We start from the raw sequence: 22,277 nt of genomic DNA on the forward strand, positions 1-22,277 counted from the left end.
GCTCCGGGGTACCCGGTCCCGGCCGTGTCACCCGTCCGCGCCGGACCGTCCGCCCCACGGCCGGTACTGCCTGCCGCCCACCAGCCGGTACAACGCGCCGCAGCAAGCGGCCGCGATCAGCAGCGCGCCCGCGGCCAGGGCGGGTACGGAGCCGTTGTAGGAGCCGCCGTCCCCCGCCGCCACGCCGTGCTGGACGCCCGCCGGGGCGCAGGCCGCGGCATCGCTCCGCGCCCCGTCGCACTCCCGTCCGTCACCTCCGCCTGCGCAGGACTGCTGCGTCCCACCGGAACAGGGCCGCTCCCCGGCCTCCCAGGGGGCGGTGCCGTCCCCCTCACGTCCCGCCGTGCCGTCGTCCCCGCGTCCCGCCGTGCCATCACCCCCGCGTCCAGCCGTGCCATCACCCCCGCGTCCCGCCGTACCGTCACCCCCGCGTCCAGCCGTGCCGTCGTCCCCATGGAACTCCGCCGCGCCGTCGCCCGCAGGGGGTTCCACGGCGCCGCCGTCCCCGTGCGCGGCCGTGCCGTCGCCCCCGCCCGGCACCCTGCCCCCGCCAGCCCCCGGCCCCGTGACGTCGTCGCCGCCCGGGAGGACACTCCCCGCGCCCTGCGGACCCGTGGCGTCTTTCCCGTGCGGGACCGCGGCCCCGCTGCCGTGCGCGTCCGTGCCGCCCTGGTCCGGGGTGACGCCCGGGTCGGCGAGGGCGGGCGGGGTCCAGGGCCGTTGCTCTCCGCCGCCCGCCCCCGCCGGGCAGGTCCCGTCGGCGGCGCGGGTGCCGTCCGCGACGGCGCCCGCCGTACCCCCCGCCGTGCCCTCCGTGTAGCTCTCACAGCCCACGGGGCTCGCCCCGGCGGCGGGGCCGGCGGCCGCGGCCGTACCGGCGACGCCGAACGCGGCACCCGTCAGGACGGCGACGGACAGGGCGCGAACGGTGCGGCGCATGGCGGGAACTCCTCGCACGGACGACTCCGGGGGCACGGGGCCCGTACCTCCGCAGCCATCACAGCCCGCCCCGCGCGCCGCCGCGCGCCGCCGACCCCCATTCGCGGGACGTCCGCGCCCTTCCGGGTGACGTGACCGCCCCGGACCGGCGTGTCGGGAACCGCCGGACGGATCCCGGTGTCGGCCCCCCGTCCTCGGGTACGCGGGCGGCACCCCCTGATGTACCTGGAGGGAAAACATGCAGCGAGGCAGTGACCGGCTGAACGTGCACCGGGACGACGAGATGAAGCACGAGTTGCAGGGCCTGCTCAGGTCCGGCCATCCGACGCGGAGCGAGGAGTGGAACGATCCCGAGCCGCCCGCCGACGACGATCCGGAGCTGTTCCGCGCCGGGGTGGCTCCCGGGGTCGGTGAGCAGCCGTCACCGGAGGCGGTACGGCTGCTCCTGGCCCGGTCCCTGACCAGGCACGACTTCCCGGCGGCACCGAGCGAGCTGACCCGGACGCTGCGGCGGGGCCACGCCCCCGACGCGCTGGTCGAGCGGGTCTCCCGGCTGCCGCACCGGACGCGCTACGACAGCCTGCTGGCGCTGGCGGAGGCGGTGACCGCCGGGGAGTGAGGCCCGGGAGACGGAACCCGGGAGAGCAGACCCGGGGAAGGACAACGCGCCCGCGCGCGGGACGACGACCCGCGCGCGGAAGGGAGTGAACATCATGCGTATCGCGTTTCTGGCCGCGCCCGAGGGCGTCGAGCAGGTGGAGCTGACCGAGCCGTGGAAGGCGGCGTCCGACGCCGGGCACGAGCCGGTCCTGGTGTCGACGCAGCCGGGGAAGATCCAGGGCTTCGACCACCTCGACAAGGCGGACACGTTCCCGGTGGACGAGGTGGTCGGCGAGGCGTCCGCGGACTCGTTCGGGGCGCTCGTCCTGCCGGGCGGGGTCGCCAACCCGGACTTCCTGCGGACGGACGAGAAGGCCGTCGCGTTCGTGAAGGACTTCTTCGACGCGGGCCGGCCGGTCGCTGCCATCTGCCACGCGCCCTGGACGCTGGTGGAGGCCGACGTCGTACGCGGCCGGACGCTCACGTCCTGGCCGAGTCTGCGGACCGACATCCGCAACGCGGGCGGCACCTGGGTGGACGAGCAGGTCACGGTCTGCGACGGCGGCCCGAACAAGCTGATCACCAGTCGCAAGCCGGACGATCTCAAGGCGTTCTGCGAGGCGTTCCTCGCCGTGTTCGCCGAGTCCGGAAAGGCCGGCTGAGCAGAGGGGTCCCGCGGCGCCGGGCGGGGGTCCCCCGCGGCGCCGCGGAGTTCAGCTCGCCGGGGTCCGCGGCGTCGCCGCCTCGGCGCAGCTGCGCTCCCGGGCACCCTCCCGGGTGCGGCCGGCGGCGACGAGGCGGCGCGGATTACGGCGCAGGTACTCGCCCTCCAGCTGGGCCATGCGCTCGTTGTGGGCGCGCAACGCGTCGTTGGAGCCGTACAACAGGGTGTCGTGGCGCGTCCGGTGGATGGTCTCCAGCTCCTTCATGAGCTGCTGGTCGTCCAGCCGGCTGGGGTCGACTCCGGTCATGGTGGTACCCCGCTCGTCGTGTGGGTCCCGGCGGTCCGGATTCCTGCCTCCACTGTACGAACATCCGGGCCCGCGGGCCTCCCTACCGGACGCGCTCCACACGGCGCTCGTCCCAGACCGGCTCGGCGGACTCCCGGACCCGGCCGTCGCTGCCGAAGACCAGGAACCGGTCGAAGGAGCGGGCGAACCAGCGGTCGTGGGTGACCGCGAGGACCGTGCCGTCGAAGGCCTCCAGACCCTCCTGGAGGGCTTCGGCGGACTCCAGGTCGAGGTTGTCGGTCGGCTCGTCGAGGAGCAGCGCCGTCACGCCCTGCAGTTCCAGCAGGAGGATCTGGAACCGCGCCTGCTGGCCGCCCGACAGCCGGTCGAAGGTCTGCTCGGCCTGCTGGGTCAGTTCGTAGCGGCGCAACCGGGACATCGCCGCGCCACGGTCCTGGGAGTGTTCCGTCCAGAGGATGTCCAGGAGGACACGGCCCTGGAGTTCGGGGTGGGCGTGGGTCTGGGCGAAGTGGCCGGGCACGACGCGTGCGCCCAGCTTCCACTGACCGGTGTGCGCCACGTCCTCGCCGGCCAGCAGCCGCAGGAAGTGCGACTTGCCGGAGCCGTTGGAGCCGAGCACGGCGACCCGTTCGCCGTAGAAGACCTCCAGGTCGAAGGGCTTCATCAGGCCGGTGAGTTCGAGACCCGCGCAGGTGACGGCACGTACGCCGGTACGGCCGCCCTTGATGCGCATCCTGATGTCCTGCTCGCGCGGCGGCTCCGGGGGCGGTCCGGCCTCCTCGAACTTGCGCAGCCGGGTCTGGGCGGCCGCGTACCGGGACGCCATCTCGTGCGACACCGCAGCCGCCTGACGGAGGGTCAGTACCAGTTTCTTCAGCTGGGCGTGCTTCTCGTCCCAGCGGCGGCGCAACTCCTCGAAGCGGGCGAAGCGTTCACGGCGGGCGTCGTGGTAGGTGGCGAAGCCGCCGCCGTGCACCCAGGCGTCGGCGCCGGTGGGCGAGGGTTCCACGGAGACGATCTTCTCGGCGGCCCGGGCGAGGAGTTCACGGTCGTGGGAGACGAACAAAACCGTCTTGCGGGTGTCCTTCAGCTGCTGCTCCAGCCAGCGCTTGCCGGGGACGTCCAGGTAGTTGTCCGGCTCGTCGAGGAGCAGCACCTCGTCGGCACCCCGGAACAGCGCCTCCAGCACCAGCCGCTTCTGCTCACCGCCGGAGAGGGTGCGCACCTGCCGCCACTGGGCCTTCTCGTAGGGCACCCCGAGCGCGGCCGTGGTGCACATGTCCCACAGCGTCTCGTGCTCGTAGCCGCGCACCTCGGCCCAGTCGGCGAGGGCCTGCGCGTAGCGCAGCTGGGCGGCCTCGTCGTCGACGGTCATGATGCCGTGCTCGGCCTCGTCGACGGCCCGCGCGGCCTGCCGGATGCCGGGCGGCGCGACCGACACGAGCAGGTCGCGCACGGTCGTCTCGTCGCGCACCGAGCCCACGAACTGGCGCATCACGCCGAGGCCGCCGCTGACGGTGACGGTGCCGCCGTGCGGCTTGAGCTCGCCGGAGATCAGCCGGAGCAGGGTGGTCTTGCCGGCGCCGTTGGGGCCGACCAGGGCGACGGCGGCGCCCTCGCCCACCCGGAAGGAGACGTCGCCGAGCAGCGCCCTCCCGTCGGGGAGGTAGTACTCGAGGTGCGCGGCTTCCAGATGTCCCATGGTCAGGGATTCTGCGGGGGGCACCGGCGGTGGGGCAAACCGTTATCGGGGCGGTTCGTCGGGTGCGGCCCGGTGGGGGCCGGTCGCGCAGTTCCCCGCGTCCCTGAAGGGGCGCGGGGAACTGCGCGAGCAACCACTGCGCACCCGCACCCGGCGTCACTCGGAAACGGCCCCCAGCACATCCCCCGTCGGCCCGCTCACGCCCGTCGGCTCCACCACCGCCCCCTGCCAGGACAGCGCCTTCCAGCCGTCCGTCGGGGAGCCCTCCAGGATCACCACGCCGGTGTTGTCCAGGGGGCGGGACGCGGCGTAGGGGACGTCGACGTTGGCCGCGCGGGCCGCCGTCCACATCCGGATCGCGGCGCCGTGGCTGACCATCGCGACCGTGCCGGCCCCGCTCGCGGCGGCCTCCGCGATCACCGCGTCGTAGCGGCCCAGCGCCTCCGTGCCGGTCTCGCCGCCCGGCATGCGCAGCCCCGTCTCGCCGGCCGCCCACGCGAAGACGGTCCGCATGTACTCCTCGCCGGCCGCGGAGTGGCCGGGCAGCATCTCCAGGTCGCCGGCGGAGATCTCCCGGATGCCGTCGCGGACGATCGGTTCGAGGCCCAGGGCGGCGGCCAGGGGGGCGGCGGTGAGCCGGGTGCGGGTCAGGGTGGAGACGTAGAGCGCCTCGATGTCCTCGTCGGCGAGGGCGGTGGGCAGGGCCGCAGCCTGCCGCTCGCCGAGGGCGGTCAGACCGGGCCCCGGGACAGCGGTGTCGAGCAGGTAGGAGACGTTGGTCGGGGTCTGCCCGTGGCGTATGAGGAGCAGGCGCATCCGGGGTTTCCTCTCAGTTCTCACTCGACCGCACCGCGTAAGGGAAGGAAACAGCCACTTCAGGGTAACCGCACCGGCATGAGCCCAGACGTCGACCTGACCCTCCCGAAGCCCGGCCGGCACGCCCTGCGTGACCGGCTGCTCCGCCTCGACTCCCGGCTGTTCGAGGTGGCCGCCGAGCGGAACTGGCCGTTCGCCGAGCCGGTGCTCCCCCGGCTGAGCCGCAGCGCGAACCACGGGGTGCTGTGGTTCGCGACGGCCGCCGCGGTGGCCGCGTCCCGCACTCCCCGGGCGCGCCGGGCCGCCGCCCGCGGCCTGGCCTCGCTGGCCCTGGCCTCCCTCACCATCAACACCCTCGGCAAGCGCTCGGTACGCCGCCCGCGGCCGCACCTCGACCCGGTTCCGGTGGCCCGGCAGCTGAAGCGGCAGCCGATCACGACCTCGTTCCCCTCCGGGCATGCCGCGTCGGCGGCGGCCTTCGCGGCCGGTGTCGCCCTGGAGTCCCCGGGATGGGGTGCGGTGGTGGCACCGGTGGCGTTCTCCGTCGCCATGTCGCGGGTGTACACGGGCGTGCACTTCCCGAGCGATGTGCTGGCGGGCGCGGCGCTCGGCGCCGGTGCCGCGTTCGCCGTACGTGCCCTGGTGCCGACCCGGGCGCAGACCGGTCCGCCGCCCCGGCCGCGCGCGAAGGCCCCGGCGCTGCCCGACGGGGAGGGGCTCGTGGTGGTCGCCAACCGCGCCTCGGGCAGTGCCGACCGGGTGCGGGCGCTGCACGACGAGCTGCCCGGGGCGGAGCTGGTGGAGTGCGAGCCCGACGAGGTGAAGGCCGAGTTGGAGAAGGCGGCGCTGCGGGCCCAGGCGCTCGGGGTGTGCGGGGGCGACGGCACGGTGAACGCGGCCGCCGCCACCGCCCTGCGCCACGGACTGCCGCTCGCGGTACTGCCCGGCGGCACCCTCAACCACTTCGCCTACGACCTGAGCGTGGAGGACGGCCGGGGTCTCGCCCGGGCGGTGCGCGACGGCGCGGCGGTCCGGGTGGACGTCGGCCGCTTCAGCTCCGGCGACCGGCAGGGCATCTTCCTGAACACGCTGAGCCTGGGCGTGTATCCGGAGCTGGTCCGGGAGCGGGAGCGGTGGGCAGGCCGGATCGGCAGCTGGCCCGCCGAGGTGCTGGCGGCGGTGCGCGTGCTGCGCACCGACCGGCATCCGCTGAAGGTCGAACTGCGGGGTGAGACGCACCCGTTGTGGCTGCTGTTCGTGGGCAACTGCCACTACCGCCGGATGGGGCTGGCGCCGGGCCGCCGTACCGACCTGGCGGACGGGCAGCTCGACGTACGGGTGGTGCACGGCGGCCGGCATCCCGCGCTGCGGCTGCTGTCCGCCGCGCTCGCGGGCCCGCTCACCCGCTCCCCCGCGCACGCGGAGGCCCGGGTGAGCCGGCTCAGCCTGACGGGCATCGCGGCCGGCACCCCGCTCGCCTTCGACGGCGAGGTCGTCGACGTGACCGGCGGGATGACCGTCGAGAAGCTGCCGGAGGCGCTGACCGTGTACCGGCCGCTGCCCTGATCCGACACGCGGCCGATGCACCGTCAGACTGATGCGCTGTCAGTCCATATAGTAAAACGCCGGTCTCATCATTCGGAGTGCGGGCGTAGCGTGGCGGTCACCGCGGGACGGGGTCGTCCGGCCCCGTCCGCCGGTGCGACGCGAAGGGGTTGGGCCATGTCGAAGCCACAGGAGACCGCCGTCTACACGCACGGGCACCACGAGTCGGTGCTGCGTTCCCACACCTGGCGCACCGCCGCCAACTCGGCGGCCTACCTGCTCGGTGCGCTGAAGCCGCACATGCGGATCCTGGACATCGGCTGCGGCCCGGGGACCATCACCGCGGACCTGGCGGCCCTGGTGCCCGAGGGCCGGGTCACCGGCGTCGACCGGGCACCGGACGTCCTGGCGGAGGCCCGGGCGACCGCCGCCGGTCGGGGGCTGGCCAACGTGGACTTCGCGGTCGCCGACGTCCACGCGCTGGACTACCCGGACGACACGTTCTGCGTGGTCCACGCCCACCAGGTGCTCCAGCACGTGGGTGACCCGGTGCAGGCGCTGCGCGAGATGCGCCGGGTCACGAAACCGGGCGGTTTCATTGCCGTGCGCGACGCGGACTACGCGGCGATGACCTGGTACCCGGCGGTGCCGGGGCTGGCGGACTGGCTGGCGCTGTACCGGCGGGTGGCGCGGGCCAACGGGGGCGAGCCGGACGCCGGGCGGCGACTGAAATCCTGGGCCCTGGCCGCGGGGCTCACCGACATCACGGCCACCTCGGGCACCTGGACGTACAGCACCGCCGAGGAACGGCAGTGGTGGGGCGGGCTGTGGGCGGACCGCACCGTCGCCTCCTCCTACGCCGAGCGGGCCACCGAGGGCGGGCACGCCGACACGGAGGAACTGCGGGCCGTCTCGGCGGCCTGGCGCCACTGGGCGGAGCAGGAGGACGGCTGGTTCGCCGTCCTGCACGGAGAGATCCTCTGCCGTAAGTGAGCCTCGTCCCGGCGCTACGGCCGGGTCACTGGCGCGGCAGCAGCGGTCCCAGCGGCCCGAGGTCCAGATTGAGGTCCTCGGGCCGCAGCCCGTAGCGGTCCCGCAGCTCGGCCATGCGGTCCTCCAGCAGCATCAGGGTGAGCCCGATCCGTTCCTCCTGCTCCTCGGTGAGGTCGCCCGTGTCGAAGCGGCGCAGCGCCTGCCGTTCCATCAGCTGGCGCAGCAACTCCACGACGGTCAGTACGAGCTTCACCAGGTCGCGCTCCACCGTGTCCGGGTCGAGGTCCATCCGGTTGCGGTGCTCGCTCACGTCGGCTCCCCCCAGGGTGCGGGCACTTGGGCGTTGACCGAGCTGATCAGCGCGTTCAGGTCGATGCGGACGAGGTCGACGTCCGCGATGCGCAGCGTGATGTCGCCGGTGATGACGACCCCGCCGGCCAGCAGCCGGTCCAGCAGGTCCACCAGGGCGACCTCACGACGTTCCACGACGGTCACCGCGCCTCCCCCTGCTCCTGCGGGCGGGACACGCGCTCGGTGAAGGAGTAGGCCGCCCAGGGGCCGGTGAGTTCCACCCGCATTCCCGGCGCCTCGTCCTTCGTACGGTCGACCAGTTCCACGAATTCCTCGGAATCCGCGCGCCGCACCAGGTAGGCCGCGTTGAGCAGGTTCTGGCCGGGGGCCCCGGACAGCGAGGCGTTCTGCGGGGGGTGCAGCCGGGAATCCTCGGCCGCGCTCGAAAGCAGCTCGTGCAGCCGGTGCGCGAATTCCTCGGCGGCCCGCCACCTCTCCTCGTGTTCGCGGGTGCGCGAGCGACGCTGCCGCAGGTAGTCACGTCCGCTGGCGGGCCGTCCGGCGGGCTCGGGCGCCCGCTCCGGCTCGGCGGGCTCGGCGTACAGCTTCACACCCCACTCCACCCGGCCTTCCAGCCGGTCGAGGGTGTCCAGGAAGTCGGCCTCACGGGCCTCCATCATGGTCCGTACGCCGCTGTCGTCGCGGAACACCGTGGCGAGCCGCAACGGCAGCGGGGTGGTGACGGTGGTGAGCGCGTCGATCACGCCCTGGTGGGCGCGGGCGGTCGCGGCCAGCCAGTCCAGGTCCTCCAGATGCGCGCGCAGCGGCTCCTCGGCGAAGTCCCGCTCCGGGACCGTACTGACGACGGCCACCAGGTCGCGGTGCCTGAGCAGGCCCGGCGGGGTTCCGCCCACGCCGGTCAGCTGGGCCTGAAGGGCCGCCTCGAAAGGGCGGCAGACGGCGTAGACATAGCGGAGTCCGCCCTGTGCGGTCATCCGTCCTCCCTCTGGCGCTGCCCACGTCCGGCCTCCAGCGCCTCCAGGGCCGCGAGCCGCTCCCGCAGCTCGTGGTTCTCCCTGGTGAGCTGGTCGCCCCGGGCGCGCGTCGACAGCTCCGGGTCGCGCTCCCACCAGTCGATTCCCATCTCCTTCGCCCGGTCGACGGAGGCGACGACCAAGCGGAGTTTGATGGTGAGCAGTTCGATGTCGAGCAGGTTGATCCTGATGTCGCCGGCGATGACGATGCCCTTGTCCAGGACACGTTCCAGGATGTCGGCGAGGTTCGCGCCACCGCCGCCGTCCCGGCCGTAGGACTCGGGCAGCCGGCCCGCCATCGTCATCGACGGCTCCCGGACCTGGCGTACTCGTCCTCGGCCTCAGGTTCCTCCTCGGGCTCCTCCTCGGGTTCCTCCTCCTCGTCCTCCTCGTAGTCCTCGTCCTCGGCCTCGTACTCCTCGGGTCCCTCGGACTCGTCGGCTTCGTACTCCTCGGGCTCCTCGGACCCCTCGGCCTCCTCCTCATCGTCCTCCTCGGAGCCCTCGTCCGCCTCGTCGTACGGCTCCTCGCCCTCGTAGGGCTCCTCTTCCTGCCCCTCTTCCTGGTCCTCGGCGTTCTCCTCCTCCTCGGCCAGGGCGTCCTCGTGGCTGACGACCACCTCCCCGTCGCGGATCTCGCCGCGCCAGCCGTCGTCGACCTCGCCCTTCATGGAGATGTGGCGGGCGTAGTGCTTCAGGTCGAGCCGGGTGCGGCGGCCGGAGGCGCGCCAGATGTTGGCGGTCTTCTCGAAGAAGCCGCTGGGGTAGTACTCGATCACCAGCAGGATGCGGGTGAGGTTGTCGTCGAGCTGGTGGAAGGTCACGACACCCTTGTGGGTGCCCTTGGCGCCCTCCGACGACCACTGGATGCGGTAGTCGGGGACCTGCTCGATCGTCTTCCCCTTCCAGCTGCGGCTGGACCACCAGATCTTGCCCTGCCAGTCCGACGTGGTGTCGTCGGCCCGGCTGGCGCTCTTGACGCCCTTGGCGAAGGTGCTGAAGTCCTGGTAGCGGGTCCACTGGTCGTAGGCCGTGCGGACCGGGACGCCGACGTCGACGGACTCGATGATGACCGTCGGTTTCTGCCCCGAGCCCTTGCCCTTCCCCTTGCCCTTGCCGCCCCCAAGGTTCTTCACCTTGTCCATGATGGTGTCCTTGGCGTGGGAGAAGCCGAGTTCCAGCGCGGAGCGCACCGGCCCCTTGCCCTCGGCGACCTTGCGGCCGGCGTCGAGGGCGAGCTTGCCGAATCCGGGGCTGTTGCCCTCGGCGATGTCGGTGAGCTTGCCCGTCGCCTCGCCGAGCTTGGTCCCCGCGCCCGCCAGCAGGCGCTGGGCCTGGGCCGCGAGGTACTCCTGAAGTTCCGCCTTCAGGCGGTCGGCGGCCTCGGAGCGGGCCACGTTGCCGATCGGTCCGGTGTTCACCGGTCACCGCCTCCCTTCGGCCGGGCCCGGCCGGCCGTCTTCTTGGCGGCGGCCCGGCCCGGTGCGGCCTTCTTGGCCGGCGCCCTCTTCGCGGCGGCCTTCTTCGCCGGGGCCTTCTTGGCGGGCGCCTTCTTGGCCGGGGCCTTCTTGGCGGCGGCCTTCTTCGCCGACCGCTCGGCGTCCGGCCTGTCTGCTTCGTCCTCGTCCGGACCGCCCTCGTCCCGCTCCTCGTCGCCCTGCTCCTCGGCCTCCTCCGCCTCGTTGTCGGCGCGCTCCGCGTCCTCGTCGTCCTCCTCGTCCCGGCCGCCACCGCGACCGAGGTCACCGGAGTCCGGCACGACGCCGGCCAGCTGGTCGCGCACCTCGGCGGTACGGCCGTGCAGCCGGTCGGCGAGGGAGCCGAGCTGGCGTTCGACCATGGCGCCGGAGGCGGCCTTGCCGACCCCGCGCAGGTCCTGGCGCAACTGGTCGCCGATCTCCTTGAACTGCGGGTTGTCACGCAGTTGCTGGTTGGCGAGGTCCAGCAGCGCCTTCGGACCCAGGTTCAGCCGCTTGCCCGCCACCAGCGAACCCACGGCGAGGGCCATTTTGAGCTTCTTGGTCCGGCCCAGGAGATATCCGGCCCCGATCGCGAGGCCCAGTCCCATGCGATTCATATACGTGTCCCCTTGCCGTGCCCCGCGTCGTTGCGCAGGGCGGTCTCCAGCCGGTCGAGGAGTTCGTCCTCGGCCCGGTCGAACTCCTCCTCGTCGATCTCGCCGGCTTCCAGCCGCTCTTCCAGCCGGGCCAGCTCGGCCCGGACGGTGGCGGGGTCGTAGTAGATCCGCTCCGCCTCGTGCACGACCTGCTCGACGACCCAGGCGCTGCCGCGCACCGGCGCGAACGGCAGTAGCAGCAGCTCCTTGATCAGTCCCATGGCCTTACTCCTGACCGCCCTCCGCACCGCCGACGGTGGTGCCCGCGGGCTCGGAGGGCCCGGGTTCGACAAAGCTGTACGGCGGCAGCGGGCCGTTGACCCGCACGTCGAGGTGCGAATGGCTCTTGCGCAGCTGGTCGACCTGGGCGAGGAACTTCTCGGCCTCGGCCCGGTCCACCAGGAACGACAGGTTGGCGAGCCAGCCGGTCGACTCGGGGCCCACGCTCACGGCCGCGGACTCCGGCTCCAGTGCCTGCCGCACCTCCACCGCGTCCTCGGCCTCCCGGGCCTGGACGGCGGCCGCCACCATCTCGCCGAGCTGCAGCCGGCTCTCGTAGCTGCCGCCGCCGGACTTCCGGTTGGACTCGGCGAGGGCCCGGAGCTCCGCGTTCTCGGACATCACGCGGTGCAGCACGGCGTCCTCGATGTGGCTGGCCTTGATGTTGTACTCGACCCTGCCGTCGAGGGTGCGCAGCCGTTCCAGATAGTGATCGGCGCGTTCGGCGAGCACGCCCGCGACGGTCTCGTCGTCCGGGGCGACGCTGCCGAACCGCATCGGCAGCACGCAGCCGCCGCCCCCCGCCTCCGCCAGGACGTTCTGGTGGGCGAGGAGGTCCCGCCGTTTGGGCCGCAGCCCTTCGGGGGCCTCGCTGACCACCGCGGCCAGCTCACCCTCGGTGAGGATGCGCACCGGGCAGGGCGGGTCGCCCACGCCGTCCATGCCCTCGGGCAGGGAGGGGTGCCCGGCGGCTGCGATGCCGTAGACGTACGTGCTCACTCCTGCTCCTCCCTCTCCTTGCGGCGGGACGTGGTCGACTTGCGCGCACGCGGCCGGGACTCGGTCTCGCCCGAGTGCTCGTCACGGGCCTGCTGGAAGGCGTCGGAGATGGTCTGGGCGGCGCCGGACAGCGCGCCCTTCGACTTGCCGCGGGCACCGGACTCGGTGACCTCACCGACGATCTCGGGCAGACCCGGGCTCTTGTTGGGGCCCGACTCCAGGTCGAGCCGGTTGCAGGCCTCGGCGAAGCGCAGGTAGGTGTCGACGCTGGCGACGACGACACGTACGTCGATCTTCAGGATCTCGATGCCGACGAGAGAGACCCGCACGAACGCGTCGATGACCAGTCCTCGGTCGAGGACCAGTTCGAGCACGTCGTAGAGGCCGCTGGAGCCGCCTCCGCCGGTCTGTTGTGCGGGTACTACGGTCATGCCTGTCCGACCTCCTTGTCGTGGGAACCCTCCGCGGGCGGGCGGTCTAGCGACCGCCGGACCTGTGTGCGCCGTCGGCACGTCCGCGCTCGTAACGGCGGACCCGCCGGTATCCGGTGAGCTGCCCCTGCGGGTCGAGTTCGACCTGGTAGCTCGCCATCAGGCTCATCGTGTCCGGCACCCTGGCGAGTTCGAGCACCTCGATCTCCACCGCCCAGCCGTCCTCCGTCTGTTCGAAGGAGGACACCGACTCGGCGGCCATGCCGGTGAGTTCGGCGAGCTGGGTGCGTGCCTGGCGCAGAACCTCCATGGGCCGGGGCCGGCCCTTCGCGGCCGCGTCGGGTTCGTTGTCGCGATTGCGTTCCTGACGTGAATCGTGTGTCTGAGACGTGTCGTGTGTGTTCGTCATGGCCACCTCTTGGTCCGAGTGGCCGGAGGTACCCCGCTCAAACCTTCACATCGGATCGGACACGGTGCGCGGTCGGACGGTTTCCCTGCGTAGCGCCTCCAGCTTGCGGCGGGCCGGACCGAGCGCCCGGCCCCGGCCCGAGAGCCCGGCCCAGGGTTTGCTTCGGGCCTGGTCGACGGCGTCGGCGACGGTCCAGCGGCGGGCGTCGACTGCGGGGTCGGCGAGCTGGTCCCAGCTGACGGGTACGGCGACGGGGGCGCCGGGCCTGGCCCGCACCGTGTAGGGGGCCACCGCGGTCTGCGCGTAGGCGTTGCGCCCCATGTCCAGGAAGAGCCGGTCGCCCCGGTCGGCCTTGCGGACGGCGGTGGTGAGCCGGTCCGGGTGCTCGGCGGCGAGCAGCTCGGCGAGGTCGTGGGCGAACGCGCGGACCTCGTCGAAGGGGTGCCCGCCGTTCAGCGGTACCACGAGGTGGACGCCGCGGGAGCCGGTGGTCATGGGTGCCGACGGCAGCCCGAGCCGGTCCAGCAGGTCACCGGCCCAGCCGGCGGCCTGCCGGACCGCGGCGAAGTCGTCGCCGGGCGGGTCCAGGTCCAGGACCAGCCGGTCGGGGCGGTCGGGCCGGGCGGCGCGGGAGAGCCAGCGGTGGAGGGTGACGCAGGCCTGGTCCGCGAGGTACACGAGGGTGGCGGTGTCGCCGCACACCACATGGGTCACGGTGCCGCCCTCCTTGGCGACCGTGGCCCGCTCGATCCAGTCCGGGTAGTGGTCCGGGGTGTTCTTCTGCATGAACCGGGGGCCGTCCAGGCCGTCCGGGTACCGCTCCACCATCAGCGGGCGGCCGCGCAGCTGGGGCAGCAGGAAGGGTGCGACGGAGCGGTAGTGGTCGACGAGGTCGGCCTTGGTGTACTCCTTCGCCCCGCCGTCGCCCTCTTCCCCGCCGCCGGGGAAGAGGACCTTGTCCGGCCGGTGCAGTCGCACCGTGCGGCGGCCGGCCCCTACCGGCCGCGGTGCGCCGTCGGTCACCGCACGACCGCCTCCTCGACCAGCAGCCGCCCGGCCGCCGCGATCGCCTCGGCGTCGATGCCGGCGGCGTGCAGCTGCTGGTCGGGGGCGGCCGACCCCGGCATGGTCCGTACGGCGAGCCTGACCAGGCGCGGTACGGGCCTGCCGTCCGTGAAGGCCTCCGCGACCGCGTCACCGAGGCCGCCCTCCTCGTGGTGGTCCTCGACGGTGAGCAGGCAACCGGTCTCCTCGGCGGCCCGGTGCAGGGTCTCCCGGTCGACGGGCTTGACCGAGTACAGGTCGACCACGCGGACCCGGATGCCGTCCTCGGCGAGCGCGTCGGCGGCCTTGAGCGCCTCGTGCAGGGTCACCCCGGCGGCGACCACCGTCAGCCGGTCCTCGTCACTGGAGCGCAGCACCTTGCTGCCGCCGACCGGGAAGTCCTCGTCCGGGCCGTAGATCACCGGGCTCGCGCCGCGCGAGGTGCGCAGGTAGCGGATGCCGTCGAGGTCGGCCATGGTGGCGACCAGCTTGGCGGTCTGGTTGGCGTCGCACGGGTAGAGGACGGTCGAGCCGTAGACCGAGCGGAACATCGCCAGGTCCTCCAGGCCCATCTGCGAGGGGCCGTCCTGCCCGATCGCCGCGCCCGCGTGCGAGCCGACCAGGTTGATGCCGCTGCCGCTGATCGAGGCCATCCGCACGAAGTCGTGGGCGCGGGTGAGGAAGGCCGCGAAGGTCGAGGCGTACGGCACCCAGCCGCGCGTCGCCATGCCGACGGCGCCCGCCACCAGTTGCTGCTCGGCGATGTAGAACTCGAAGTACCGGTCGGGGTGTTCCTTGCCGAAGAGTTCGGTACGGGTGGAGTCGCCGACCTCGCCGTCCAGGGCGACGACGTCGGCGCGCGCGGTGCCGAGCGCGACCAGCGCCTTGCCGAAGGCGTCGCGGGTGGCGACCTCGTCCCCCTTGTCGTAGCGCGGGAGTTCGAGTGGGCCGGTGGACACGGAGTGCGGCGCCCGCGCCGCGGCCGGCTCCTGCACGTGGACCCTCAGGTCGCGGACGCCGCCGAGTTCGGCGATGGCCTCCTCGGCGTCGGGCACCGGCTTGCCGTGCATGCCCTCGCGGTCCTCCACGGCCTTGACGCCCCGGCCCTTGCGGGTGCGGGCGAGGATGGCGGTGGGCTGTCCGGCGGTGGACGCGGCCTCGCCGCAGGCACGGTCGACGGCGTCCACGTCGTGGCCGTCGACCTCCACGGTGTGCCAGCCGAAGGCCTGGAAGCGGCGGGCGTAGGCGTCGAGGTCGTGGCCGTGCCGGGTGGGGCCGCGCTGGCCGAGCCGGTTGACGTCCACGATCACGGTGAGGTTGTCGAGGTGTTCGTACCCGGCGTGCTCGGCGGCCTCCCACACGGAGCCCTCCGCAAGCTCGCTGTCCCCGCACAGCACCCAGACCCGGTAGTGGCCGTGCTCCAGCCGCTTCCCGGACAGGGCGATGCCGACGCCCACCGGCAGGCCCTGGCCGAGGGAGCCGGTGGCGGTCTCGACCCACGGCAGCCGGCGCGGGGTGGGGTGCCCCTCCAGGTGGCTGCCGAGTTTGCGGAAGGTGAGCAGCTCGGCGTCGTCGATGGCGCCGGCCGCCTTGTACGCGGCGTAGAGCAGGGGCGAGGCGTGGCCCTTGGAGAGGATGAAGCGGTCGTTGCCGGGGTGGCCGGGCCGGTCGAAGTCGTAGCGCAGATGGTGGGCGAGCAGGACCGCCATCACGTCGGCGGCGGACATCGACGAGGTCGGATGCCCGGACTCGGCAGCGGCGGCCGCCCGCACGCTGTCCACCCGCAACTGCTGTGCGAGTTCTACGAGTTCGGCGGTGTTCATGAGGCTCCTTCCGGGAAGTTTCACGGTTGCGCGGCGCGCAACCGGGGTCGGTGGCCACGCTCCGGAGCCCGCCGGTCACGGTGCGCCTGCGAAGGTGCGGCGGGCGCCTCCCACGTAACCGTAGGCGGGCGCGCCGAACGCCGCCCGCCGAGGCGCCCCGGCCGGGACGCCTCGCGGTGCGGCTCACGCGGTGCCACCCGGGGGGGCGGGCCGGTTCAGGTCCGGTGCCGCGGCGTGCTCGGGGTCGTGGCGTCCGGGGTGTTCGGGGCGGGGGTGGCGGGCGGGGTGGGCGGCATCGGCGGGTACGGGACGCCGGGTCCGTCCGGCAGCCCGGCGGGGGCCGTGCCTCCGGCCGCCGCGTGCGGGGCGTGCGGGGCGTGCGGCCTCTTCGGACGGCCCGCCTCCCGCAGCAGGCAGGCGGCCGCACCGAGGAGCACCGCGGTGATCAGCGCCGCGGCCCAGCCAGGCAGCACGAGCGCCAGCGCCAGCCCCACGGCCAGCGCGACCGCGGCCCCCGCGTACAGGGCGGCCGCGCCCGAAGCGGCGTACATGGCCGCCGTGCGCCGCCGCTTGCGGCCCTGCTCGCGCAGTTCGTCACGTACGGTCTCGCGGGCGACCTGCGCCAGTTCGTCGACGAGCTCCTTGTCCAGATGCTCCAGATGCTCGATGTGCTCCATGCCGTGCGGGTACCCGGGGCCGAATCGGCATAACAGGAGATCACCGGAGCCCGCCCCGGACCGCGCCGCGCCAACTAGGCTCGTGGCATGGAGATTCTGGGCGCCTCCCTGCGCATCTGCGTCGACGACCTCGATACCGCGATCCCCTTCTACGAACGTCTCTCCGGCGGCAGAGCCAGCCGTTTCGAACGCGGCGGCGTCCAGGTCGCCGCGGTCGGCTCGTTCCTTCTGATGAGCGGCCCGGAGGCGGAGCTGGCGGTGCTGCGCAAGGTGGCCGCGACCATCGCGGTGAAGGACGTGGAGGAGGCGCACCGGCTGCTCAGCGGCCTCGGTGCGCAGATCATCGCGGGGCCGGTGCCGACGCCGGTCGGCCGCAACCTGCTGGCGATGCACCCGGACGGCTCGATCTTCGAGTACGTCGACCAGCACCAGGCCTGATCAGGGACCTGATCAGGGAGCGGGCGGCCGCATCCGGAAGTCGTACCGGCCGGGCAGCGGCTCCTCGGTGAGCCGCGCCCACAGCCGGCCGACGGCGTCCGCCCCCTCCCGCAGGTCGGCGACCTCGAAACCGCCCTCGAACACGGCCCGGGCGGCCTCCTGTCGTCCCTCCGCGAGCAGCAGCTCCGCCTCCAGGAGCCGGAACCGGCCGCGCTCCCGGGTCGCGGGCAGCAGCGCCTCCCACACGGCGCGGGCGTCCGCGACCCGACGTACCCGCAGCAGCGCTTCCAGGGCCTCGCGGCCGAGCGCCGCACAGGCCGCCGTCCAGGTCTCGCCGTCGTCACGGCGTTCCCGGCACAGGTCGTCGAAGGCGTCGGCGTACCGTTCGGCGGCCCGCTCGTGGTGCCCGTACTCCTCGTCGGCGACGGCGAGACAGCGCAGCGACGGCCACAGTGACGGGGCGATCCGGAGACCGCGCTCCCAGCTGCGGACGGCCTGGGCATGGTCCCCGGCGTGCCACTGGGCGACGCCGAGGTGGTACTCGGTGCCCGGGGTGGCGGGTGCCGTCTCCAGCATGTCCCGCCAGTGCGGCGCGACCAGGGTGGGTCCCGGAGGCCGTACCCGGCGGGGTTCGGGCAGGGTGCCGGTGCGCAACAGCGCCAGCCAGGGGGCCTGTTCCTCGCCCAGGGTGGACTCGGCGAACGGCGTGCCGGGCAACTTGCGGTCCGCGCGCAGCACTTCGAGGGCGCCCCAGCCGGAGCCGGTGGCGAGGACTGCGCCGGGTTCGGCGTCGGCGTACGGCTGCCAGGCGGCCCGGGCGGCGTCGAGTGCGGCGCGCGGCAGGACGGACTCCAGAGCCTCCCCCGCCTCCTCGGGGCGTGCCGTCAGCGGCCCGTAGGCCTCCAGCCAGGACACCTCGCTCTCCGCGTCGAGCCGGAGGTGCTCCAGCCGGGTGCGGGCGACGCCGGCCTGGATCTCGCGGTAGCCGCCGGGGCCGGACGCGCCGAGCCACTCCTGCCAGCGCCGGCCGCCGGGCCCCGAGCCCCACACGAACTGCTTGCGGCCGGGCAGTTCGTCGGTGGAGGTCTGCACCAGCCCGTGGCCGTCCGCGTCGAGCGCGGCGATCCAGCGGCGCCGCCCGTCCGGGATGTCGTAGCACCAGTCGGTGGCGTACGGGGGCATGACGTCGTACGCGGGGGCGGGCACCCGGTGCAGCCGGCGCTCGGGGCCGAACTCCCAGGCGTGTGCCGCCGGTGCCACGATCCGGCGGCCCTCCGGTACCGCCGTGTTCGACCACCAGAAGAGCGGCACGGGGTGTCCGTGCGGGTTGCGGACGCGGACCCCGGCGTACAGGAAGTCCGAGCCGTCCGGCAGCCACAGGTCGACCTGGAAGGGCAGGTCGTGCAGACGCTCCCACTCCCACAGGCGCAGCAGCTCCCCGCCGTCGGGGGCGGGGACGCGGGCCGCGTGCAGCGGGGCGCAGGAGAGGGTGGTGTGGCCGGTGGCGCCGATGTTCCACTCGATGCCGCCGGCGTACCAGGCGCCGTTGAGTGCGAGGTTGGCGGGCTGGAACACCGGGGTGCGGTAGAGGAGTTCGCGACCGGTGGGAAGGTGGACGAGGGAGGCGATCCGGCCGCCGAGGCCGGGCAGGACGGTGGCCCGCAGCCGGTCGTTCTCGATCACGAGGGCGTCCAGGTCACGGGGCTCGCGGGTCCTGCCGTAGCCGTCGCGGATCCGCACCGGGAGCAGGCTGCGCGGCTGCCCCTGGCCGAGCTGCCCCTGGCCGAGCTGCCTCAGGCAACGGAGTGGGGGCAGCGGGTTGTCCGGGCCCAACTCCGCCGCGGGCAGGGTCAGTACCTCACGTCGGATCCTGGTCACGATCACCATGGAACCCGGCCGCGGGTGAGGTGGCCAGGGGAGCTACCGGTCAGGATTGCGCAAAGGCCGTCAGCCGGGCGCGCGCATCTCCGCCGTGATCGCCCACCGCTCGTGGTCCCGCCAGGCGCCGTCGATGTAGATCATGTTCGGCGAGAAGCCCTCCAGGCGGAAGCCGGCACCGCGGGCGAGCGCGATGGACGCGGCGTTGCCCGGCTGGGCGTTGATCTCGAGGCGGTGCAGCCGCATCGGCCCGAAGGCGTGGTCGACGACCAGACCCATGGCCTCTCGCATCAGGCCGCGCCCGGCGGCGTGCGCGAACACGCCGTAGCCGAGCGCACCGCACTGGAAGCCGCCCTCCACGATGTTGTTGATGTTGATGAACCCGGCGATCGCGCCGTCGGCGTCCTTCTCGCACACCAGGAACCCGGCCTTGCTGCGGTCCTCGATCAGCCGCTCCGCGTAACCGGCGTAGGCGGCGTCGGTGGTGGGCGGGAACAGCCACGGCTGGTGGAGGTCCTTGCTCTCCCGGGCCCGGGCGATGAACTCGGCGCCGTCCTCGTAGGTGAAGTGGCGGATGCCCACGCGGGGGCCCTCGGCGAGGTAGCGGGAAGCGGTGTGCGGCATCCCGTCACCCTACGCGGAGCGAAGGCCGCCGGGTGGGCCTCAGCGCAGTGCCGGCTCCGTCAGGGTGAGGGTGCCCGCGTCGGCGTCCAGTTCCGCGGTCACTCCCAGCGGGACCGTCAGGGCGTCCGCGCAGTGCCCGAACCCGAACTCCTCGGCCACCGGCACCCCGAGGCCGCCGAGCCGGTCGGCGAGCATGGCCCGGACCCCCTCGTAGGGCCCGCAGCGGTCCCAGGAGCCGAGCAGGACCCCGGCGACTCCGTCGAGCCAGCCGGACCGCAGCAGCTGGGTGAGGCTCCGGTCGAGGCTGTACGGCTGCTCGCCCACGTCCTCCAGGAGGAGCAGTCCGCCACGCGCGCCGGGGTGGGTGCCCGGGGTGCCGAGGCCGGTGGCGAGCAGGCGCAGACAGCCGCCGACCGTGACGCCCCGGGCCCGGCCGGGGACCAGCGCGGTGCCCCGGGAGGGGATCGTGCGGACCGTCTCCGGGGCGAACAGGGTGGCCCGCAGGTGTTCCTGGGCCTCGGCGCTCTTGACGAAGTCGGCGCCCGCGGCCACCGGTCCGTACAGGGTGGCGAGGCCCAGCCGGGTGGCGAACGCCTCGTGCAGCACGGTCGCGTCGCTGAAGCCGACGAACGCCTTCGGCCCGGCCGCCCGCATCGCCTCCCAGTCGAGCAGGTCGACGACGCGCTGCGCGCCGTAGCCGCCGCGTGCGCAGAGCACGGCGGAGACGGACGGGTCGCACCAGGCCCGCTGGAGGTCGGCCGCACGGTCGGCGTCCGTGCCCGCCAGGTAGCCCAACTCACCGTCCTGGGCGAGCACATGGGGTGCCACCACCGGGTCGAGGTCCCAGCCGCGCAGGATGTCGAGCCCCGCCTGGAGCCGCTCCTCGACGATCGGCCCGCTGGGCGCCACGACGGCGACCCGCGCTCCGGCGGACAGCCGGGGCGGCCTGGTCAGTGCGCCCACCGAGGCCGCTCCGGCCGCCGGCGTCGGTGCGCTTGCTGCGGTCACTTCACTCACTTCACCAGCTCCAGTGCGGGGATCCCCGCCACCTCGAAACCGAAGACCTGAGCATAGAGGGCGAGTTCGGCTTCCAGGGCGCGGATCAGGGTCTCGGCGCGCCGGAATCCGTGCCCCTCCCCCGCGAAGGTCAGGTAGGCGTGCGGCACCGGCCGGCCGTCCAGCCGGGCGAGGAGACGCTCGCACTGCGCGGGCGGGCAGATCACGTCGTCGAGGCCCTGGAGCAGCAGGAAGGGCGCGGTGAGCCGGTCGACCCGCTCGGTGGGAGACCGCTCGGCGTAGCGCTCGGGCACCTCGGCCCGCGGTCCGATCAGGGATTCCAGGTACCGGGACTCGAAGTCGTGGGTCTCCCCCGCGCCCCAGCCGACGAGGTCGAGGACGGGGTAGGCGATGGTGCCGCAGGCGTAGACGTCGGTGCCGGTCAGGGAGGCGGCGGCGGTCCAGCCGCCCGCGCTGCCGCCGCGGATCGCGAGCCGGGCGCGGTCGGCGCTGCCCTCCTCGGCGAGGGCGAGCGCGACGGCCGCGCAGTCCTCGACGTCGACCACGCCCCACTGCTCGCGCAGCCGTTCCCGGTACTCCCGCCCGTACCCGGTGGAGCCGCCGTAGTTCACCTCGGCGACCCCGATGCCCCGGGAGGTGAAGTAGGCGATCGCGAGGTCGAGGACGAGCGGCACCCTGCTGGTGGGGCCGCCGTGCGCCCAGATGACGTACGGCGGCAGCTCGCCCGCGGGGGCGGTGTGGCCGGGGTTGCGGGGCGGGTGGACGTGGGCGTGCACCTCCCGGCCGCCCGGCCCGGTGAAGGTACGGACCTGCGGCTCGGAGTAGTGGGCCGGGTCGACCGGGTCGTGGTGCGGGGTGCCGACGACCCGGGCGCGGCCGGAGGCGGTGTCGAGTTCGACGACCTCGGGCGCGGTGCGCGGCCCGGCCCCCACCGCGACGACCCGGGTGCCGTGCACGGCGAGGGTGGCGGCGAACTCGGTCCAGGGTCCGGCGGCGTCGACCAGTTCGCCGGTCTCCGGGTCGAGCACCCCGAGCACGGCCGGTCCCCGGCCGTGGACGACGGCGATCAGCCCGTCGTCAAGGGGCGCGAACCAGCGGGAGCCGAGCCTCCACAGCGGCCCGGCGAACTCCTCCTCGCGCGGGCAGAGGGGGACGCCGTCCCGGTACAGGTTCCACCAGCCACTGCGGTCGCTCGCCCACAGCAGCCGGTCGTCCGCGGACCACTCCACCTGGGCGACGGCCTCCGCCGGTCCGCCCGCGACGGCGCGGACCGAGTGCAGCAGACCGTCGTCACCGACCTCGCCGACCAGCAGCTCGGTGCCGTCCCAGGGCATCCGCGGGTGGTCCCAGGCCAGCCAGGCGGCCCGCCGCCCGTCGTGCGAGAGCCGGGGCCCGGTCAGGAACCGGTGCCGCTCGGCGGTGAGTTCCCGTACGGCGGCCCGGTCCTCGGCGGCCGAGCCGTCCAGCGGTACGGCGGCCAGCACGCGCCGCACGTCGTCGGGGCCGTCCCCGGTGAACTCCTCCAGCACGCACCACACCTCACCCCGGTCCGGCAACAGCAGCGGTTCGGCCCAGCGAGGTCCGGGCGGGGTCAGCGGGCGGGGTTCGGCGCCTGGCTCGAACCGGTACAGCCGCTGGTCGTCGAAGTGCGTGAAAACCAGCAGCGGGGCGCCGCCGTCGGCGGGCACGGTGCCCGCCCAGGGGTGTCCGCCGTACTCGATGACCCGGCTGTTGACGTTCCACGGCGCGGGCAGCACGGACTGCCCGGTGCTGCCCCTGACCAGGGTGCGGCGGCCGCCCTCCCCGGGCCGGGGCTCGGTCCACCAGGGTTCGCCGCCGACGTACCCCACCCACTCCGGGGCGCCGTCGTGCGCCGCGGCCAGGGCCGCGTCGACGGGCGAGGTCCACGAGCCGTACACCTTCGTCTGCAC

Annotated in this window: 26 protein-coding genes; 5 read left to right on the forward strand and 21 right to left on the reverse strand. The window is 73.8% G+C overall.

Going from position 1 to position 22,277, the window contains the following annotated elements; genetic code table 11:
* Window positions 1-27: 27 nt before the first annotated feature.
* Window positions 28-939 carry a hypothetical protein gene (locus ACZ3KP_RS33680; RefSeq protein ID WP_467504156.1) on the reverse strand — a complete coding sequence of 304 codons (912 nt, stop codon included), beginning with the start codon at window positions 937-939 and terminating at the stop codon, window positions 28-30.
* Window positions 940-1,177: 238 nt separating this feature from the next.
* On the opposite strand from ACZ3KP_RS33680, the gene ACZ3KP_RS33685 reads away from it, so the two are divergent.
* A complete protein-coding gene (locus tag ACZ3KP_RS33685) occupies window positions 1,178-1,558 on the forward strand; it encodes a DUF2795 domain-containing protein (RefSeq protein ID WP_132893741.1) in 381 nt (126 codons plus the stop codon).
* Between the two features lie 94 nt (window positions 1,559-1,652).
* The gene (locus ACZ3KP_RS33690; protein WP_467504158.1) at window positions 1,653-2,201 is read left to right on the forward strand and encodes a type 1 glutamine amidotransferase domain-containing protein; all 549 of its coding nucleotides are present in this window, start codon (window positions 1,653-1,655) and stop codon (window positions 2,199-2,201) included.
* Window positions 2,202-2,252: 51 nt separating this feature from the next.
* Here the strand turns inward: ACZ3KP_RS33690 and ACZ3KP_RS33695 are convergent, their stop codons facing one another.
* The 3 genes from ACZ3KP_RS33695 to ACZ3KP_RS33705 all read right to left on the reverse strand — a co-directional run bounded on the left by ACZ3KP_RS33695 (window position 2,253) and on the right by ACZ3KP_RS33705 (window position 5,028).
* Entirely contained in the window at window positions 2,253-2,510 is a 258-nt protein-coding gene (locus tag ACZ3KP_RS33695; RefSeq protein WP_358984514.1) for a DUF6158 family protein, read from the reverse strand.
* A gap of 82 nt (window positions 2,511-2,592) precedes the next feature.
* Window positions 2,593-4,212 carry an ABC-F family ATP-binding cassette domain-containing protein gene (locus tag ACZ3KP_RS33700; protein ID WP_358984511.1) on the reverse strand — a complete coding sequence of 540 codons (1,620 nt, stop codon included), beginning with the start codon at window positions 4,210-4,212 and terminating at the stop codon, window positions 2,593-2,595.
* 156 nt (window positions 4,213-4,368) lie between these two features.
* Complete coding sequence (locus tag ACZ3KP_RS33705; protein ID WP_467504160.1) at window positions 4,369-5,028, reverse strand: histidine phosphatase family protein; 660 nt, start codon at window positions 5,026-5,028, stop codon at window positions 4,369-4,371.
* A gap of 78 nt (window positions 5,029-5,106) precedes the next feature.
* On the opposite strand from ACZ3KP_RS33705, the gene ACZ3KP_RS33710 reads away from it, so the two are divergent.
* The gene (locus tag ACZ3KP_RS33710) at window positions 5,107-6,594 is read left to right on the forward strand and encodes a phosphatase PAP2 family protein (RefSeq protein WP_467504162.1); all 1,488 of its coding nucleotides are present in this window, start codon (window positions 5,107-5,109) and stop codon (window positions 6,592-6,594) included.
* A gap of 156 nt (window positions 6,595-6,750) precedes the next feature.
* Window positions 6,751-7,566 (forward strand): class I SAM-dependent methyltransferase, encoded by an 816-nt coding sequence (locus tag ACZ3KP_RS33715; RefSeq protein WP_467504163.1) that lies wholly within the window; start codon window positions 6,751-6,753, stop codon window positions 7,564-7,566.
* Between the two features lie 25 nt (window positions 7,567-7,591).
* Here the strand turns inward: ACZ3KP_RS33715 and ACZ3KP_RS33720 are convergent, their stop codons facing one another.
* From ACZ3KP_RS33720 to ACZ3KP_RS33780, 13 genes are all read right to left on the reverse strand, one after another.
* Window positions 7,592-7,855 carry a gas vesicle protein K gene (locus ACZ3KP_RS33720; protein ID WP_132893807.1) on the reverse strand — a complete coding sequence of 88 codons (264 nt, stop codon included), beginning with the start codon at window positions 7,853-7,855 and terminating at the stop codon, window positions 7,592-7,594.
* 17 nt (window positions 7,856-7,872) lie between these two features.
* Window positions 7,873-8,061, reverse strand: a complete 189-nt coding sequence (locus ACZ3KP_RS33725; protein ID WP_046730146.1) for a gas vesicle protein — start codon at window positions 8,059-8,061, stop codon at window positions 7,873-7,875.
* Window positions 8,058-8,852, reverse strand: a complete 795-nt coding sequence (locus ACZ3KP_RS33730; protein ID WP_467504165.1) for a GvpL/GvpF family gas vesicle protein — start codon at window positions 8,850-8,852, stop codon at window positions 8,058-8,060. Before ACZ3KP_RS33730 ends, ACZ3KP_RS33725 begins: the two co-directional genes overlap by 4 nt.
* Window positions 8,849-9,196 (reverse strand): gas vesicle protein, encoded by a 348-nt coding sequence (locus ACZ3KP_RS33735; protein WP_132893756.1) that lies wholly within the window; start codon window positions 9,194-9,196, stop codon window positions 8,849-8,851. The genes ACZ3KP_RS33730 and ACZ3KP_RS33735 overlap by 4 nt, the downstream gene beginning before the upstream one ends.
* Entirely contained in the window at window positions 9,193-10,311 is a 1,119-nt protein-coding gene (locus ACZ3KP_RS33740) for an SRPBCC family protein (RefSeq protein WP_467504168.1), read from the reverse strand. Before ACZ3KP_RS33740 ends, ACZ3KP_RS33735 begins: the two co-directional genes overlap by 4 nt.
* Window positions 10,308-10,967, reverse strand: a complete 660-nt coding sequence (locus ACZ3KP_RS33745) for a DNA primase (protein WP_467504170.1) — start codon at window positions 10,965-10,967, stop codon at window positions 10,308-10,310. The genes ACZ3KP_RS33740 and ACZ3KP_RS33745 overlap by 4 nt, the downstream gene beginning before the upstream one ends.
* Window positions 10,964-11,227, reverse strand: coding sequence for a gas vesicle protein GvpG (locus tag ACZ3KP_RS33750; protein ID WP_358984489.1), 264 nt, complete (start codon window positions 11,225-11,227; stop codon window positions 10,964-10,966). The genes ACZ3KP_RS33745 and ACZ3KP_RS33750 overlap by 4 nt, the downstream gene beginning before the upstream one ends.
* Window positions 11,228-11,231: 4 nt before the next feature.
* Entirely contained in the window at window positions 11,232-12,005 is a 774-nt protein-coding gene (locus tag ACZ3KP_RS33755) for a GvpL/GvpF family gas vesicle protein (protein WP_467504172.1), read from the reverse strand.
* Window positions 12,002-12,436 carry a gas vesicle structural protein GvpA gene (locus ACZ3KP_RS33760; RefSeq protein WP_132893764.1) on the reverse strand — a complete coding sequence of 145 codons (435 nt, stop codon included), beginning with the start codon at window positions 12,434-12,436 and terminating at the stop codon, window positions 12,002-12,004. The genes ACZ3KP_RS33755 and ACZ3KP_RS33760 overlap by 4 nt, the downstream gene beginning before the upstream one ends.
* A 46-nt stretch (window positions 12,437-12,482) precedes the next feature.
* Entirely contained in the window at window positions 12,483-12,845 is a 363-nt protein-coding gene (locus ACZ3KP_RS33765) for a gas vesicle protein GvpO (RefSeq protein WP_467504173.1), read from the reverse strand.
* 45 nt (window positions 12,846-12,890) lie between these two features.
* Entirely contained in the window at window positions 12,891-13,868 is a 978-nt protein-coding gene (gene ligD, locus ACZ3KP_RS33770; RefSeq protein WP_467504175.1) for a non-homologous end-joining DNA ligase, read from the reverse strand.
* Complete coding sequence (locus ACZ3KP_RS33775) at window positions 13,865-15,712, reverse strand: transketolase (protein WP_467504177.1); 1,848 nt, start codon at window positions 15,710-15,712, stop codon at window positions 13,865-13,867. Before ACZ3KP_RS33775 ends, ligD begins: the two co-directional genes overlap by 4 nt.
* A gap of 215 nt (window positions 15,713-15,927) precedes the next feature.
* Entirely contained in the window at window positions 15,928-16,389 is a 462-nt protein-coding gene (locus tag ACZ3KP_RS33780) for a phage holin family protein (RefSeq protein WP_467504178.1), read from the reverse strand.
* Between the two features lie 87 nt (window positions 16,390-16,476).
* On the opposite strand from ACZ3KP_RS33780, the gene ACZ3KP_RS33785 reads away from it, so the two are divergent.
* Window positions 16,477-16,827, forward strand: a complete 351-nt coding sequence (locus tag ACZ3KP_RS33785; RefSeq protein ID WP_467504180.1) for a VOC family protein — start codon at window positions 16,477-16,479, stop codon at window positions 16,825-16,827.
* A 12-nt stretch (window positions 16,828-16,839) separates the two neighbouring features.
* Here ACZ3KP_RS33785 and ACZ3KP_RS33790 read toward each other — a convergent pair whose 3' ends face one another.
* From ACZ3KP_RS33790 to ACZ3KP_RS33805, 4 genes are read right to left on the reverse strand one after another with little or no spacing between them, the layout of a single operon-like run.
* Entirely contained in the window at window positions 16,840-18,714 is a 1,875-nt protein-coding gene (locus ACZ3KP_RS33790; RefSeq protein ID WP_467504181.1) for a DUF5107 domain-containing protein, read from the reverse strand.
* 60 nt (window positions 18,715-18,774) lie between these two features.
* Window positions 18,775-19,329 carry a GNAT family N-acetyltransferase gene (locus tag ACZ3KP_RS33795; protein ID WP_467504182.1) on the reverse strand — a complete coding sequence of 185 codons (555 nt, stop codon included), beginning with the start codon at window positions 19,327-19,329 and terminating at the stop codon, window positions 18,775-18,777.
* Between the two features lie 39 nt (window positions 19,330-19,368).
* Entirely contained in the window at window positions 19,369-20,292 is a 924-nt protein-coding gene (locus ACZ3KP_RS33800; RefSeq protein WP_467504346.1) for a S66 peptidase family protein, read from the reverse strand.
* A 50-nt stretch (window positions 20,293-20,342) separates the two neighbouring features.
* Entirely contained in the window at window positions 20,343-22,277 is a 1,935-nt protein-coding gene (locus ACZ3KP_RS33805; RefSeq protein WP_467504184.1) for a prolyl oligopeptidase family serine peptidase, read from the reverse strand.

It is taken from the genome of Streptomyces sp. NPDC020958, assembly GCF_055562175.1.

Excerpts from the sequence above, each read along its gene's own strand:
- ACZ3KP_RS33680 (WP_467504156.1), bottom strand. The coding sequence starts at position 939 with ATGCGCCGCACCGTTCGCGCCCTGTCCGTCGCCGTCCTGACGGGTGCC.
- ACZ3KP_RS33685 (WP_132893741.1), top strand. The coding sequence starts at position 1,178 with ATGCAGCGAGGCAGTGACCGGCTGAACGTGCACCGGGACGACGAGATG.
- ACZ3KP_RS33690 (WP_467504158.1), top strand. The coding sequence starts at position 1,653 with ATGCGTATCGCGTTTCTGGCCGCGCCCGAGGGCGTCGAGCAGGTGGAG.
- ACZ3KP_RS33695 (WP_358984514.1), bottom strand. The coding sequence starts at position 2,510 with ATGACCGGAGTCGACCCCAGCCGGCTGGACGACCAGCAGCTCATGAAG.
- ACZ3KP_RS33700 (WP_358984511.1), bottom strand. The coding sequence starts at position 4,212 with ATGGGACATCTGGAAGCCGCGCACCTCGAGTACTACCTCCCCGACGGG.
- ACZ3KP_RS33705 (WP_467504160.1), bottom strand. The coding sequence starts at position 5,028 with ATGCGCCTGCTCCTCATACGCCACGGGCAGACCCCGACCAACGTCTCC.
- ACZ3KP_RS33710 (WP_467504162.1), top strand. The coding sequence starts at position 5,107 with ATGAGCCCAGACGTCGACCTGACCCTCCCGAAGCCCGGCCGGCACGCC.
- ACZ3KP_RS33715 (WP_467504163.1), top strand. The coding sequence starts at position 6,751 with ATGTCGAAGCCACAGGAGACCGCCGTCTACACGCACGGGCACCACGAG.
- ACZ3KP_RS33720 (WP_132893807.1), bottom strand. The coding sequence starts at position 7,855 with ATGGACCTCGACCCGGACACGGTGGAGCGCGACCTGGTGAAGCTCGTA.
- ACZ3KP_RS33730 (WP_467504165.1), bottom strand. The coding sequence starts at position 8,852 with ATGACCGCACAGGGCGGACTCCGCTATGTCTACGCCGTCTGCCGCCCT.
- ACZ3KP_RS33735 (WP_132893756.1), bottom strand. The coding sequence starts at position 9,196 with ATGACGATGGCGGGCCGGCTGCCCGAGTCCTACGGCCGGGACGGCGGC.
- ACZ3KP_RS33745 (WP_467504170.1), bottom strand. The coding sequence starts at position 10,967 with ATGAATCGCATGGGACTGGGCCTCGCGATCGGGGCCGGATATCTCCTG.
- ACZ3KP_RS33750 (WP_358984489.1), bottom strand. The coding sequence starts at position 11,227 with ATGGGACTGATCAAGGAGCTGCTGCTACTGCCGTTCGCGCCGGTGCGC.
- ACZ3KP_RS33760 (WP_132893764.1), bottom strand. The coding sequence starts at position 12,436 with ATGACCGTAGTACCCGCACAACAGACCGGCGGAGGCGGCTCCAGCGGC.
- ACZ3KP_RS33765 (WP_467504173.1), bottom strand. The coding sequence starts at position 12,845 with ATGACGAACACACACGACACGTCTCAGACACACGATTCACGTCAGGAA.
- ACZ3KP_RS33775 (WP_467504177.1), bottom strand. The coding sequence starts at position 15,712 with ATGAACACCGCCGAACTCGTAGAACTCGCACAGCAGTTGCGGGTGGAC.
- ACZ3KP_RS33780 (WP_467504178.1), bottom strand. The coding sequence starts at position 16,389 with ATGGAGCACATCGAGCATCTGGAGCATCTGGACAAGGAGCTCGTCGAC.
- ACZ3KP_RS33785 (WP_467504180.1), top strand. The coding sequence starts at position 16,477 with ATGGAGATTCTGGGCGCCTCCCTGCGCATCTGCGTCGACGACCTCGAT.
- ACZ3KP_RS33790 (WP_467504181.1), bottom strand. The coding sequence starts at position 18,714 with ATGGTGATCGTGACCAGGATCCGACGTGAGGTACTGACCCTGCCCGCG.
- ACZ3KP_RS33795 (WP_467504182.1), bottom strand. The coding sequence starts at position 19,329 with ATGCCGCACACCGCTTCCCGCTACCTCGCCGAGGGCCCCCGCGTGGGC.